The 14,485-nt window shown below is 57.1% G+C and carries 11 protein-coding genes and 2 tRNA genes; 1 reads left to right on the top strand and 12 read right to left on the bottom strand.

Features of this window, described 5'->3' with window-relative positions:
- The first annotated feature begins 81 nt into the window (after positions 1–81).
- Positions 82–3,000, top strand: coding sequence for a DUF748 domain-containing protein (locus HF257_RS22990; protein ID WP_185708485.1), 2,919 nt, complete (start codon positions 82–84; stop codon positions 2,998–3,000).
- Between the two features lie 293 nt (positions 3,001–3,293).
- Here HF257_RS22990 and HF257_RS22985 read toward each other — a convergent pair whose 3' ends face one another.
- From HF257_RS22985 to tpiA, 12 genes are all read right to left on the bottom strand, one after another.
- Complete coding sequence (locus tag HF257_RS22985; protein ID WP_185708486.1) at positions 3,294–3,914, bottom strand: BON domain-containing protein; 621 nt, start codon at positions 3,912–3,914, stop codon at positions 3,294–3,296.
- Between the two features lie 295 nt (positions 3,915–4,209).
- Positions 4,210–6,315, bottom strand: coding sequence for a polyribonucleotide nucleotidyltransferase (pnp, locus tag HF257_RS22980; protein ID WP_105698723.1), 2,106 nt, complete (start codon positions 6,313–6,315; stop codon positions 4,210–4,212).
- A gap of 195 nt (positions 6,316–6,510) precedes the next feature.
- Entirely contained in the window at positions 6,511–6,780 is a 270-nt protein-coding gene (gene rpsO, locus HF257_RS22975) for a 30S ribosomal protein S15 (protein WP_020299907.1), read from the bottom strand.
- Positions 6,781–6,895: 115 nt separating this feature from the next.
- On the bottom strand, positions 6,896–7,813 hold the full coding sequence (truB, locus tag HF257_RS22970; protein ID WP_185708487.1) for a tRNA pseudouridine(55) synthase TruB: 918 nt from the start codon (positions 7,811–7,813) through the stop codon (positions 6,896–6,898).
- A 3-nt stretch (positions 7,814–7,816) separates the two neighbouring features.
- On the bottom strand, positions 7,817–8,212 hold the full coding sequence (gene rbfA / locus HF257_RS22965; RefSeq protein ID WP_016973761.1) for a 30S ribosome-binding factor RbfA: 396 nt from the start codon (positions 8,210–8,212) through the stop codon (positions 7,817–7,819).
- A gap of 159 nt (positions 8,213–8,371) precedes the next feature.
- Positions 8,372–10,897, bottom strand: coding sequence for a translation initiation factor IF-2 (gene infB, locus HF257_RS22960; protein WP_025857113.1), 2,526 nt, complete (start codon positions 10,895–10,897; stop codon positions 8,372–8,374).
- A gap of 27 nt (positions 10,898–10,924) precedes the next feature.
- Positions 10,925–12,406, bottom strand: coding sequence for a transcription termination factor NusA (nusA, locus tag HF257_RS22955; RefSeq protein ID WP_060541201.1), 1,482 nt, complete (start codon positions 12,404–12,406; stop codon positions 10,925–10,927).
- 47 nt (positions 12,407–12,453) lie between these two features.
- Positions 12,454–12,912, bottom strand: a complete 459-nt coding sequence (gene rimP, locus HF257_RS22950; protein ID WP_003235029.1) for a ribosome maturation factor RimP — start codon at positions 12,910–12,912, stop codon at positions 12,454–12,456.
- Positions 12,913–13,052: 140 nt separating this feature from the next.
- Positions 13,053–13,129 (bottom strand) — tRNA-Met (locus HF257_RS22945).
- 96 nt (positions 13,130–13,225) lie between these two features.
- Positions 13,226–13,311: transfer RNA gene (locus tag HF257_RS22940), tRNA-Leu, on the bottom strand.
- Between the two features lie 22 nt (positions 13,312–13,333).
- On the bottom strand, positions 13,334–13,717 hold the full coding sequence (gene secG / locus HF257_RS22935) for a preprotein translocase subunit SecG (RefSeq protein ID WP_010206600.1): 384 nt from the start codon (positions 13,715–13,717) through the stop codon (positions 13,334–13,336).
- 4 nt (positions 13,718–13,721) lie between these two features.
- Positions 13,722–14,477, bottom strand: a complete 756-nt coding sequence (tpiA, locus tag HF257_RS22930) for a triose-phosphate isomerase (RefSeq protein ID WP_185708488.1) — start codon at positions 14,475–14,477, stop codon at positions 13,722–13,724.
- Positions 14,478–14,485 lie beyond the last annotated feature (8 nt).

Genomic DNA, 14,485 nt, shown 5'->3' with positions numbered 1-14,485 from the left:
TTCCCAAGAGTCTGGATCTTCGGAACCGAAAACCCGTGCCATACTCCAAGGCACTCCTGTTTGACATAGATGGCGTCACCCATGCCCAAAGGATTGATTCGCGCCATCGGCGCCTTGTTGACCGCTCTAGCCCTATACAGCTTGCTGGGCTTCCTGATTTTGCCCGGCATTGCCCTTCGCATTGCCAACCAACAGCTGGCGAATTACGCCACAGTGCCGGCCCGGATCGAGCGCATCGAGCTCAACCCGTTCAGCCTGGAACTGACGGTATGGGGCCTGAAAGTCGGCGAGCCCGGCAAGGAACAGGTGGGTTTCGAACGCCTCTATGCCAACTTGCAGATCGACAGCCTCTGGACGCGCGCGCTGCACCTGGCCGACGTGCAACTGGACCAGCCCAAGACTGAAATATTGTTCGACAAGTCAGGCCAACTGAACCTGGCGCAGCTATTCAAACTGCCGCCCAGCGAGCCAACCCCGGCCGATCCCAACGCCAAACCGTTTCCGCTGCGTATCGACGGCATCAAGTTGGCCGGCGGTTATGTGCACTTCCAAGACTTGCGCCCCAGCGAGCCCATCGAATTTCTTTACAACAAGCTCGATTTCGAGCTGAAAAACCTCAGCACTTTGCCCGAAGACAACGCGGACATGACCTTGGTCGCGGTCGGCCCCGAGGGTGGGCAGATCGACTGGAAAGGTAATTTCAGCCTGATCCCGATCACCTCCGAAGGCACGCTGAAAGTCACCGACGGCAAGATGAAGGCCTGGTGGCCCTATGTGCGGGACGCCTTGCCGCTGGTGCTGGAAGACGGCGTACTCAACTTCAGTACCGACTATAAATTCAGCCTGGCCAAGGAGACCGAGCTGAACTTGACGAACACCGCCGCCAGCATTGCACCGTTTGCCATCAAGGCGCCGGATGGCCGACCTTTGGTACGCCTGGAACGTCTGGATGTCAGTGAAACCACGGTAGATTTGGCCAAACAGCAAGTCGTGGTCGGCAAAATCCGCAGCAACAAGCTGGAAACCTGGGCCGCCCGTGAAGCCGATGGCCAACTGGACTGGCAGAAACTGTTCGCCAGCCAACCGAGCAAACCCTCGAAGGCACCCGAACCTGCCACCGCGCCGGCCACCGCCGATTCACCAAAACCGGAACCCGCAGCGCCGAGCAAACCTTGGCAAGTACTGCTCAAGGACGTGCAACTGCGTAACTATCAGGTGCACCTGGCAGACCGTCAGGCCAAGCCGGCAGTCGCGCTGGAACTGGGCCCACTGAATGTTGATGTGCAGAACTTCGACAGCCTCAACCAAAGCCCGTTTACCCTGAAGATCGACACCGGCCTGGGCAAACAGGGCAAGATCGCCGCGAGTGGCGAGGTCAACCTCAACCCGGTCAGCGCCAAGCTCAAAGTGAATACCCAGGACATCGACCTACGGGTTGCGCAGTCTTACATCAGCCCATTCATTCGCCTGGAACTGCGCAGCGGCATGCTCGGCAGCAACCTGGATGTGAACCTCAAAAGCACTGACCCACTCAAGCTTCAGGTCACTGGCCGGGCACAGGTCGACCAGTTGCACACCCTCGACACGCTCAAGACCCGCGATTTCGTCAAATGGCAGCGCGTGGTGGTGGAGGGCTTGAACTATCAGCACGGCGATAGCCTGTCGATCGACAAGGTCAACCTGCTGCAACCGTATGCGCGCTTCATGATCAATGATGACCGCACCACCAACGTCGATGACCTGCTGATCCCACAACCACCCGATAAGGGCCCCAAGCCGGCCAGCAAAGAGAAACCGCTGGGTATTCATGTAGGGCAGATCGCGATCAATGACGGTTCGGCCAACTTTGCCGACTTTAGCCTGACCCCCAACTTTGCCACCGCCATCCAACAGCTCAACGGTCAGATCGGCACCATTGATAGCCGCCAGGCCAAACCGGCCAGTGTCGATATCAAGGGCAAAGTGGACCGTTATGCACCGGTAACTATCAAAGGCAGCGTGAACCCGTTTGACCCGATGGCGGCGCTGGATATCGCCACCAGTTTCAAACGCGTCGAATTGACCACCCTGACCCCGTACTCCGGCAAGTTCGCCGGGTTCCGCATTCGCAAGGGTCGTCTCAACCTCGACCTGCACTACGTGATCACCAAAGGCCAGTTGAAGGCCGAAAACAAAGTAGTGGTGGAACAGCTACAACTGGGCGAGAAGGTCGACAGTGCCGACGCCGTGGATTTGCCGATTCGCTTGGCAATTGCGCTCCTAAAGGATAGCGACGGCAAGATCTCCATCGAACTGCCGGTGACCGGGGACTTGAACAACCCGCAATTCAGCGTCATGCCGATTGTGTGGCAGACCCTGCGTAACCTGGTGGTGCGAGCAGCGACCGCGCCGTTCAAGTTCATTGGCGGGCTGATCAGCGGAGGCGGCGCAGAGGATTTGGGGAATGTGTCGTTTGCCGCTGGCTCCAGCGAATTGAGCAAAGACGCCGAGGGCGCCTTGAATACGCTGGCCAAGGCACTCAAAGAGCGTCCTGCCCTGCGTCTGGAAATCGAAGGCACCGCCGCAGCCAGCAGCGATGGCCCATTCCTGGCCGCCCAACGCCTGGAACGGGAATACCAGTACAACTACTACAAGATTCTTCAGCGCCGTGGGGACAAGGTCCCGGCCCAGGCTTCATTGCTTGTCGTCCCAGAGAAGGAAAAGGCCCCATTGCTGGAAGGCATCTACCGCACACGACTCAAACAGCAACCACCGGCCGAGTGGAAAAACCTGAGCGACGATGACCGCACTGCGAAGCTGCGTGAAGGCGTCATCACGTTCTGGAGTGGCAGTGACGTTCTGCTGCGCCAACTGGGTCAGGACCGCGCCAGCACCATCAAGGATTACTTGGTGGACAAAGGCCAACTGGAAGATGAGCGGGTGTACTTCATTGATGCCAACCTGGGTCAGGCGGAGAAAGATGGTCGAGTGGTGACACCGATGCATCTGGATGCCGAGTGAACCAATAGCAACACACTTCTAAATGTGGGAGCGGGCTTGCTCGCGAATGCGGTGGACCAGTGACAGCCATGTTGGCTGACACACCGCGTTCGCGAGCAAGCCCGCTCCCACATTTGGCCTCATCGCCTTGCCGCCAGCACTCCACCCCACAATAGAACAGGCCCCGACACGAATGCCGGGGCCTGTAATGACCACATCCTTGTGGTCGGTCGCATGAACACGTGAGGTGCATTGAGTGGATATCTAGCTCACTCGTTGCCGCCGACGCTTAGTTCAAGGCGATAAGTTAAGCGTTACTCTGCTTTCAGGCCGTCAGCCGATACAGCTTTAACGCCTTTGATTTTCTTGGTGATGTTCACTGCGGTGGTTTTCTGTGCGTCGGTCACTGCGACAGTCGACGACAAGGAAACAACACCTTTGTTGGTTTCGACTTTAATGTCGGTACCAGGAATACCTTTTTCGGTAACCAGATCAGCTTTCACTTTGGTAGTGATCCAGGTATCGGAAGTAGCGCCTTTTGCGTCAGAAGCAGCAGCCTTGGTTTTATCAACATTGTCAGCTTTGTATGCGCCACCTGCATGCAGGCTGTCCGCGGACACTGCAGTCACACCCTTGATTTTCTTGGTGATCGCTACAGCAGTTGCTTTTTGCGATTCGGAAATCTCTACGTCAGACGACAGGGTTACTACACCTTTGTTGGTCTCAACCTTGATGTCCGAACCTGGAATGCCTTTTTCGGTCAGCAGGTCAGCTTTGACTTTGGTGGTGATCCACGTGTCAGAGGTGGACTCTTTGGCTTTAGTCACCTCACCAGCGGCCAGGGTCATCGGCGCTTGGGAAGTTTGAGCAAAGGCAACGTTAGCCCCCATAGCCAGGGTCAGAGCGGTAGCAGTAGCGAGAGCGAACTTCTTCATACGAGTAACTCCTGTTTTATTAAAAGTCTGCAGTGTGTGTACCTAGATGCTGCAGCGTTAACAGGGATATTGCAGGCGCTGTGCCAAGTTTTAAAACCAGTTAAAATCCTTATAAATCAACACCTTATAAAATTCATAGATTTTCGAAATCGTGCAACTTGCATGAAGCCGATCGTGCCTGCATGCAAGTTGCGGTTTTTGCCAAAAGGTAAACGGCTGATTTGGCTTCACTTTCCAGCGCCCATAAAAAAAGGACTCCGAAGAGTCCTTTTCTACAGCTTGAGGCCCGGAGTACTTAAACGCCCGAAGCCTTGGCTGCTGCTACGTCCTTGATGGACAGCTTGATACGGCCGCGGTTATCCACGTCCAGTACCAACACTTCCACTTCCTGGCCTTCTTTCAGAATGTCGGTCACTTTCTCAACGCGAGCGTCGCTCAGCATGGAGATGTGAACCAGACCGTCTTTGCCCGGCAGGATGTTGACGAATGCGCCGAAGTCGACGATGCGCTCAACTTTACCCACGTAGATCTTGCCGATCTCGGCCTCAGCGGTGATACCCAGGACGCGCTGGCGTGCAGCTTCAGCCGCTTCCTTGGTTTCGCCGAAGATCTTGATCGAACCGTCGTCTTCGATGTCGATCGAAGCTTTGGTTTCTTCACAGATCGCACGGATAGTCGCGCCGCCTTTACCGATAACATCACGGATTTTGTCGGTGTCGATTTTCATCGCGATCATGGTCGGAGCATTTTCCGACAGTTCGGTACGGGACTGACCAATGATCTGGTTCATCTGACCGAGGATGTTCAGGCGCGCTTCCAGGGCTTGGCCCAGAGCGATTTCCATGATTTCTTCGGTGATGCCCTTGATCTTGATGTCCATCTGCAGCGCGGTAACACCTTTAGCGGTACCAGCTACTTTGAAGTCCATGTCGCCCAGGTGGTCTTCGTCACCCAGGATGTCGGTCAGGATGGCGAACTTCTCGCCTTCTTTAACCAGGCCCATGGCGATACCGGCAACCGGCGCCTTCATCGGCACACCAGCGTCCATCAGCGCCAGGGAGGCACCGCACACGGAAGCCATGGAGCTGGAACCGTTGGACTCGGTGATTTCCGAAACAACACGGATGGTGTATGGGAACACGTCCGCAGCAGGCAGCATGGCCTGTACCGAACGGCGCGCCAGACGGCCGTGACCGATTTCGCGACGACCAGCGCCACCCATGCGACCACACTCACCTACCGAGAACGGAGGGAAGTTGTAGTGCAGCATGAACGGGTCTTTTTTCTCGCCTTCCAGGGTGTCCAGCAGCTGTGCGTCACGGGCGGTGCCCAGAGTCGCGACTACCAGGGCCTGGGTTTCACCACGGGTGAACAGGGCCGAACCGTGAGTCTTCGGCAGAACGCCGACTTCGATGTTCAGCGGACGTACGGTGCGGGTGTCGCGACCGTCGATACGTGGTTTGCCGTTTACGATGTTTTCGCGAACGGTGCGGTATTCGATTTCACCGAACGCAGCTTTGACTTCGCTGGAGGAAGGCTGGCCTTCTTCACCGGACAGCTTGGCCACAACCTGGTCCTTCAGCTCGCCCAGGCGAGCGTAACGGTCGGCCTTGACGGTGATGGTGTAGGCGTCGGAGATGGCAGCGCCGAACTCGGAGCGGATAGCGCCCAGCAGTTCGGTGGCTTCGGCCTGTGGAGCCCAGGTCCAGGTTGGCTTGGCAGCTTCGGCAGCCAACTCGGTAACAGCCTTGATGACAGCCTGGAACTCGTCGTGGGCGAACAGTACGGCGCCCAGCATCTGGTCTTCGGTCAGCTCTTTGGCTTCCGATTCAACCATCAGAACGGCTTCCGAAGTACCGGCAACGACCATGTCCAGGCTCGATGCTTTCAGTTGCTCGTAAGTCGGGTTCAGCAGGTAGCCGGTGCTTTCGTGGAAAGCAACGCGAGCTGCGCCGATCGGGCCATCGAAAGGGATGCCGGAGATAGCCAGGGCAGCCGAGGTACCGATCATCGCAGCGATGTCCGGATCGGTCTTCTTGCTGGTGGAAACGACGGTGCAGACAACCTGCACTTCGTTCATAAAGCCTTCTGGGAACAGCGGACGGATCGGACGGTCGATCAGTCGGGAAGTCAGGGTTTCTTTCTCGGAAGGACGGCCTTCGCGCTTGAAGAAACCGCCAGGGATCTTACCGGCAGCGTAAGTTTTTTCCTGGTAGTGAACGGAAAGAGGGAAGAAGCCTTTGCTTGGGTCAGCGGTCTTGGCGCCAACAACGGTTACCAATACGGTAACGTCATCGTCAACGGTAACCAGCACTGCGCCGGAGGCTTGACGGGCGATACGGCCTGTCTCGAGGGTAACGGTCGACTGACCGAACTGGAATTTTTTGATAACCGGGTTCACGGTGTCCTACCTTCTTTGTGGCTCTTGGGGGAACTTGTCTTCTTGCGAAATTCTTGGGCAATGTCGGGAATCGGCCCGAGCCTGGTCCAGGGTAAAACGTGTATCCAGATAAAACTTGAGGCTGGGAGCCTACCATGGGCCAGCGGGATTCCCACTGGCACACGGCAGACAACCAACCTCTAGCGCAATCGCTTATTAGCGACGCAGACCCAGGCGAGCGATCAGCGAGCTGTAACGGCTCACGTCCTTGCCCTTCAGGTAGTCCAGCAGCTTACGACGCTGGTTTACCATGCGGATCAGACCACGACGGGAGTGGTGGTCTTTACCGTTGGCCTTGAAGTGACCTTGCAGCTTGTTGATGTTGTGGGTCAGCAGTGCAACTTGCACTTCTGGCGAACCAGTGTCACCAACAGCTTGCTGATAGTCAGCTACGATTTGTGCTTTTTCTTGAACGTCGAGAGCCATGAGGCAATCCTTTTTTCAGGAAACCACCCAAAGGGCAGTTTCAACAGGCCAGGGACAAATCCCTGTATCTAAAAATGAGTGTTGACCGTGCCTGTTAACAGCCACACTCGTTCGGTCATTCTGACCGAATCAGTCGACGCGGCGCGATACGCCCGTCTTCGCTCACTTCACCGATACCGATGAAGCGACCGTTGTGATCTTGTACCCGCACCATGCCGAACTTCGGTGCATCCGGGGCACGTACCGGCTGGCCGTTAAGCCAGTAGAACGCGCTGTGCTCCGAGAAGTGCAGCAACGGCCAATCGAGCAAACCGCTGTCCGACGGCATCAGGAAGCGATCAACTGCGTCGTTGCCGCCTTCGGCGTGTACCGCTTCCAGCTCTTCCAGCGTGACCGTCTGGGCCAGGGTGAAAGGGCCGGCCTGGGTGCGTCGCAGTTCTGCAACGTACGCACCGCAACCGAGCTGTTCACCAATATCTTCCACCAGGGTACGGATATAGGTGCCTTTGCTGCAGTCCACGGCCAAGCGAGCGGTGTCGCCTTCACAGGCGAGCAATTCCAAGCGCGCAATAGTAACAGAACGCGGTTCACGCTCCACTACTTCGCCCGCACGTGCCAGCTTGTAAAGAGGCTGTCCATCACGCTTGAGCGCCGAGTACATCGGCGGTATCTGACTGATTTCACCGCGAAAACCGGGTAAAGCAGCTTCGATATCAGCACGACCAACGGTCACGTCGCGAACCTGCAAAACATCACCTTCGGCATCTGCCGTGGTGGTGGTCTTGCCCAATTGCATCAGGGTTTCGTAACCCTTGTCAGAATCGAGCAGGTACTGCGAAAACTTGGTGGCCTCGCCAAAGCACAGCGGCAATACGCCAGTGGCCAGGGGATCAAGGCTGCCGGTGTGCCCGGCCTTCTCGGCATTGAGCAGCCAGCGGACCTTCTGCAACGCGGCATTGGAGGTAAAGCCAATGGGCTTATCGAGCAGAATGATGCCGCTGACGTTGCGACGGATACGTTTGACCTGAGCCACCGCTTACTCCTTGGCGTCTTCAGGTGTGGACGGGTGCTGGCTGTCCTCAGCCACGGCGCGCTCGATCAGGGCCGACAGGTGCGCACCACGCACGACGCTTTCGTCGTAGTGGAAGTGCAACTGAGGAACGCTGCGCAGCTTCATCTCACGTGCCAACTGCATGCGCAGGAAGCCAGCTGCCGAGTTGAGCACCTTGATGCTTTGCGCGATTTCTTCGCTGCTGTCCTGCCCCATCACGGTGATGAAGATCTTGGCGTGACCCACGTCACGGCTCACTTCTACGGCGGTGATGGTGACCAGGCCAACGCGCGGGTCTTTGACTTCGCGACGGATCAGTTGGGCCAGCTCACGCTGCATCTGATCGCCGATACGTTGGGTACGGCTGTATTCTTTTGCCATGTCTTGTTACCTGTTACTGCCACACGGTGAAACCCGTGGGGTCTGAAAGCGGCAAACGCCCGGCCTGACAAAAGCCAGACCGGGCGTTGCGTTTAGAGTCCGTACGCTGCGCGGGGCATTTGCATGCCCACACGCCGCGTGGCTCCGGAAGTGCGCGAGTTAGAGGCTGCGAGCAACCTGAACCTTCTCGAAGACTTCGATCTTGTCGCCAACCTTGACGTCGTTGTAGCTCTTGACGCCGATACCGCACTCCATGCCGGCACGTACTTCGGAAGCGTCATCCTTGAAGCGGCGCAGGGATTCCAGCTCGCCTTCGAAGATAACGATGTCTTCACGCAGTACACGGATTGGACGGTTACGGTACACGGTGCCTTCGACAACCATGCAGCCGGCGATCGCGCCGAATTTCGGCGAGCGGAACACGTCACGCACCTCGGCGATACCCAGGATGTTCTCCCGGACGTCGCTGCCAAGCATGCCGGTGAGGGCTTTCTTGACGTCTTCGATGATGTCGTAGATGACGTTGTAGTAACGCATGTCCAGGCCTTCCTGCTCGACGATCTTGCGAGCGCCAGCATCGGCACGCACGTTGAAGCCGAACAGTACAGCGTTGGAAGCCAGTGCCAGGTTGGCGTCGGACTCGGTGATACCACCGACACCGCCACCGACAACGCGCACTTGCACTTCGTCGTTACCCAGGCCGTTCAAGGCGCCGTTCAACGCTTCGAGGGAACCACGTACGTCAGATTTGAGGACGATGTTAAGCGTCTTCTTCTCTTCCTGGCCCATGTTCTCGAAGATGTTTTCCAGCTTGCCTGCGTGAGCACGGGCCAGCTTGACTTCACGGAACTTGCCTTGACGGAACAGAGCCACTTCACGGGCTTTCTTCTCATCGGCCACAACGCTCATCTCGTCACCAGCGTCCGGAGTACCGTCCAGGCCGAGGATCTCGACCGGGATAGCAGGACCTGCTTCCTTGATTGGCTTGCCGTTCTCGTCGAGCATGGCACGTACACGGCCGTAGTTCGAACCGACCAGAACCATGTCGCCTTGGCGCAGGGTACCGTCTTGAACCAGAACGGTCGCAACCGGGCCACGGCCCTTGTCGAGGCGGGACTCAACCACAACACCACGGCCAGGAGCCGATGGAGTGGCGGTCAGTTCCAGCACTTCGGCTTGCAACAGAACGGCTTCGAGCAGTTCGTCAACGCCGGTACCCATCTTCGCCGAGACCGGTACGAATGGAGTGTCGCCACCCCACTCTTCGGATGTCACGCCGTGAACCGACAGTTCGCTACGGATGCGATCGAGATCAGCGCCCGGCTTGTCGATTTTGTTCACAGCAACGACCAACGGAACGCCAGCTGCCTTGGCATGCTGAACGGCTTCGATGGTTTGTGGCATCACGCCGTCGTCAGCTGCAACCACCAGGATCACGATGTCGGTCGCCTTGGCACCACGGGCACGCATTGCGGTAAACGCGGCGTGACCAGGGGTGTCGAGGAACGTCACCATGCCACGGTCGGTTTCAACGTGGTATGCACCAATGTGCTGGGTGATACCGCCGGCTTCGCCAGCAGCAACCTTGGCACGACGGATGTAGTCGAGCAGGGAAGTTTTACCGTGGTCAACGTGGCCCATTACGGTCACGACCGGCGCACGGGAAACCGCCTCACCTTCAAACTTCAGGGACTCGGCCAGGGAATCTTCCAAGGCAGTGTCGCTGACCAGGGTCACTTTGTGGCCCAGCTCTTCAGCAACCAGTTGGGCAGTTTCCTGATCCAGTACCTGGTTGATGGTGGCTGGAGTACCCAGCTTGAACATGAACTTGATGATTTCAGCAGCCTTGACCGACATCTGCTGGGCGAGATCGCCAACAGTGATGGTCTCGCCGATCTTCACTTCGCGCACAACAGGGCCGGTTGGGCTCTGGAAACCGTGGGCGTTGCGTTTTTTCAGCTTGGCCTTGCCGCGACCACCACGACGGAAACCATCGCTTTCTTCGTCGGTAGTACGTGGGGCAACGCGTGGAGCAGGCGCTTTCTCTTTAACCGAGGCACGATGCGGAGCGTTTTTGCGCTCGCCATCGCCACCACCGCCGCGACGATTGTTATCGTCAGCACGTGGCTTGTCTGGGCGACGAGGTTCGTCACGCTTGCGAGCATCGGCAGCAGGAGCAGGTGCGGCGGCAACCGGAGCGGCCTCACGCACAGCTTCAACCGGCGCGCTAGGCGCGGCAACTGCTTCAGTGGCAGCAGGTTGCGCAGCAGCAGGCTGGCGACGCGCTTCTTCTTCGGCGCGACGCTTGGCTTCTTCTTCAGCCTTCTGACGAGCAGCATTTTCTACTGCGCGACGTTCTTCCAGTTCGCGTTTGCGCTCGGCTTCGATTTCTTCCGGGCTGCGCTGTACGAAGACTTTCTTCTTGCGTACTTCAACGCTAATGCTCTTGCTACCAGCAACACGCAGGGTGCTGGTGGTTTTGCGCTGCAATGTAATCTTGCGCGGTTCTTCCACTTTCGCCTTGTGGCTGCTCTTCAAGTGAGTCAGCAAAGACTGCTTCTCACTATCGCTCACACCTTCATCGGCGGCGGTGTGCGGCAGACCTGCCTCACGCATCTGCTGCAACAGGCGCTCTACCGGTGTTTTGACCTCATCGGCCAGTTGTTTCACCGTGACTTGCGTCATGCACTTCTCTCCTCAGGCCGCGCCTAGTTACTCGAACCAATGGGCTCGGGCGGCCATGATCAACTTGCCGGCACGATCATCGTCAATGCCGTCGATGTCGAGCAGATCGTCAATAGACTGCTCGGCCAGGTCTTCGCGGGTAATTACGCCGCGCACCGCCAGTTCCATCGCCAAATCCTTGTCCATACCCTCAAGCGAGAGCAGGTCTTCGGCCGGATGGGCGTCTGCCAGCTTTTCCTCAGTAGCGATGGCTTTAGTCAACAAACGATCCTTGGCCCGAGCGCGAAGCTCGTTGACGGTGTCTTCGTCAAAGCCGTCGATGTTGAGCATTTCTTCCAACGGTACGTAGGCAATCTCTTCCAGACTGGTGAAGCCTTCATCTACCAGCACCTGTGCCAGGTCTTCGTCGACTTCCAGCTCGTCGATGAAGTTGCGCAGGATGTCACCGGTTTCAGCTTGCTGCTTAGCCTGGATGTCCGATTCGGTCATCACGTTCAGGGTCCAACCGGTCAGTTGGCTGGCCAGACGCACGTTCTGACCACCACGACCAATGGCCTGAGCCAGATTGTCTGCGCCAACGGCGATGTCCATTGCATGGGCATCTTCGTCAACGATAATTGCCGCCACTTCAGCCGGCGACATGGCGTTGATCACGAACTGCGCCGGGTTATCGTCCCACAGGACGATATCGACACGCTCACCGCCCAACTCACCCGACACTGCCTGGACGCGCGAACCGCGCATACCGATGCAAGCGCCTTGCGGGTCGATGCGTTTGTCCTTGGAGCGGACCGCAATCTTGGCGCGCGAACCCGGGTCGCGGGACGCAGCCATGACTTCGATCAGGCCTTCGGCGATTTCCGGCACTTCAATACGGAACAGCTCGATCAGCATTTCCGGCGCGGTACGCGACAGGATCAGCTGAGGGCCGCGGTTCTCGGTGCGGATTTCCTTGAGCAGCGCACGCAGACGCACGCCGACACGGAAGGTTTCGCGGGAAATGATGTCTTCGCGGGCGAGCAACGCTTCAGCGTTGTTGCCCAGGTCAACGATCACGTTATCGCGGGTAACTTTTTTCACGGTGCCGGAGATGATTTCACCCAGGCGCTCGCGGTAAGCGTCAACGACTTGAGCGCGCTCGGCTTCGCGAACCTTCTGCACAATGACCTGCTTGGCGGTCTGTGCAGCAATACGGCCGAACTCGATCGACTCGATCTTTTCTTCGACGACATCACCGACCTTGGCACCAGGGTGCGTTTGCGCAACCTTGCTTGGCCAGGTTTCGATGGCCGGATCATCAAGATCGGCTTCTTCGACGACCGTCCAGCGACGGAAAGTCTCATAGGCACCGGTGTGGCGGTTGATTTCCACACGCAGATCAACTTCGTCTTCAAAACGCTTTTTGGTAGCAGTGGCCAGAGCCAGCTCCAACGCTTCAAAAATCACGTTTGCCGGTACGCCCTTTTCATTGGATACCGACTCAACAACCAGCAGTACTTCTTTGCTCATCGTACGCCTCGCCTTTCGCAAGCCATTGGATCCGCGGGATCCGCGTCTCAGTCAAAACTGGGAATAATGTTGGCCTTGTCGATCATATCGATCGGCAACAGGAATTCATGGTCTTCTACCTGCACCACGACGTCCTGTTCTTCTACACCGCGCAGAAGGCCCTGAAAGTTGCGTCGCCCTTCAAAAGGAGATCGCAGCTTGATCTTCACTTGTTCACCGGCAAATTTTGCAAACTGATCAATAGTGAACAGTGGGCGTTCCATGCCTGGCGAGGAAACTTCGAGGGTGTATTCAACGGAGATCGGATCTTCAACATCCAGGACACCGCTGATCTGGCGGCTGACAATGGCACAGTCGTCCACCAGCACACCGCCCTCTTTATCGATATAAACGCGCAACATTGAGTGGCGACCTTGAGCCGAAAACTCAATACCCCAGCATTCATAGCCTAGGGCCACGACCACCGGGGCCAGCAAGGCCTGCAACTCTTCTAGCTTGCTCGACACCTGAACCCCCTCGTGCATGTATGTGCATGCTGTGCAAAATAAAAAAATGGGCGGAACGCCCATCCTTGAAACGCCGTCGAACAGCGGCGTTGAAAGTGTCCAGCTAACAAAAAGCCCCTTAAAAGGGGCTCCGCTAAAACTGGTTGCGGGGGCCGGATTTGAACCGACGACCTTCGGGTTATGAGCCCGACGAGCTACCAGACTGCTCCACCCCGCGACAAAGCTGGGGCGGAAGTATACGACCGATCCCTTACAGGGTCAATGTAACCTTCCACCTACAAGAAAGCCCGCAACAGCGGGCTCTCCTGATAATTGGTACCGAGAAGGGGACTCGAACCCCTACACCCTATGGGCACAACCACCTCAAGGTTGCGTGTCTACCAATTCCACCACCTCGGCAATACAGCGTTTAAAACCCTTCTTACTTTTGCTCTTGAGCTGGAGGTACGTCAGTCGCTGGAGTAGCCGACTTTTGCTCTTGAAGCACCGGGACATCATCAGAAGCCGGTTTTGCTTTTGGTACTTCCAACACTGCTGGGTTTGGCAAACCTACTTGAGTCAGCACATGAGCCTTCTCTTTAGCAAAGTAACCTAACCCCAAGCTGGTTATGAAGAAACCGGCGGCAAGTATAGCAGTAAACTTACTAAGAAAGGTAGAGGAACCTTGGCTTCCGAACACAGTATTTGAAGCACCTGCACCGAAAGACGCACCAGCATCCGCACCTTTACCCTGTTGCAACAAAACCAGGGCAACTACGCCCAGGGCAGCCAACAGATGAAAAACGACTACGACTGTTTCCAGCATTTTTTCAGTTTCCCGCGGCGCGACAGATCGCACCGAACTCATCTGCATTCAGGGAAGCTCCACCAATGAGCCCCCCATCGATATCCGGCATGCCGAACAGTTCGACCGCATTGGCCGCCTTCACGCTGCCGCCGTATAGAAGACGCACACCTTGTGCGACTTCAGAATTCTCTGCCGCCAACTGAGCGCGGATGGCTGCGTGCACATCCTGCGCTTGTTGCGGTGTAGCAGTCAGCCCAGTACCAATGGCCCAGACCGGCTCGTAAGCAATTACTGCCTTTGCAAACGCACCAACACCCAGCTCCTCGATGATGCTGCCCAGCTGACGCGAGACAACTTCTAGAGTTTTGCCTGATTCACGCTGCTCAAGGGTCTCCCCTATGCACAACACTGGAATCAAGCCACAAGCCTGTGCCGCTGCGAACTTGCGATTGAGTGTCCCATCACGCTCGCCCATCATCTGACGACGCTCGGAGTGCCCGACAAGCACATAGGAACAACCCGCATCAACCAGCTGACTCGGCGCAACCTCACCGGTCAACGCACCTTGCATGGCTTCCACCGCAGAATTCTGCGCGCCGACCTGAATCGACTTACCCTTCAAGCCATCAACCACCTGGGTGATATGCAAGCAAGGCGGGAAAACCGCGATATCAACACCGCCAGGCAAGGCCAAGTGACGAAGGCCATTGATCAGCTCAGCGACACTGGCGCGGGTACCGTGCATCTTCCAGTTACCAGCTACCATAGTGCGACGCATGCTGTACC

The organism is Pseudomonas cremoris (genome assembly GCF_014230465.1).
This window is presented reverse-complemented; position numbering and strand designations above follow the sequence as displayed.

Coding starts and splice junctions, on each gene's coding strand:
- HF257_RS22985 (WP_185708486.1), bottom strand. CDS start 3,914: ATGAAGAAGTTCGCTCTCGCTACTGCTACCGCTCTGACCCTGGCTATG.
- rpsO (WP_020299907.1), bottom strand. CDS start 6,780: ATGGCTCTCGACGTTCAAGAAAAAGCACAAATCGTAGCTGACTATCAG.
- HF257_RS22990 (WP_185708485.1), top strand. CDS start 82: ATGCCCAAAGGATTGATTCGCGCCATCGGCGCCTTGTTGACCGCTCTA.
- rbfA (WP_016973761.1), bottom strand. CDS start 8,212: ATGGCAAAAGAATACAGCCGTACCCAACGTATCGGCGATCAGATGCAG.
- infB (WP_025857113.1), bottom strand. CDS start 10,897: ATGACGCAAGTCACGGTGAAACAACTGGCCGATGAGGTCAAAACACCG.
- nusA (WP_060541201.1), bottom strand. CDS start 12,406: ATGAGCAAAGAAGTACTGCTGGTTGTTGAGTCGGTATCCAATGAAAAG.
- secG (WP_010206600.1), bottom strand. CDS start 13,717: ATGCTGGAAACAGTCGTAGTCGTTTTTCATCTGTTGGCTGCCCTGGGC.
- tpiA (WP_185708488.1), bottom strand. CDS start 14,477: ATGCGTCGCACTATGGTAGCTGGTAACTGGAAGATGCACGGTACCCGC.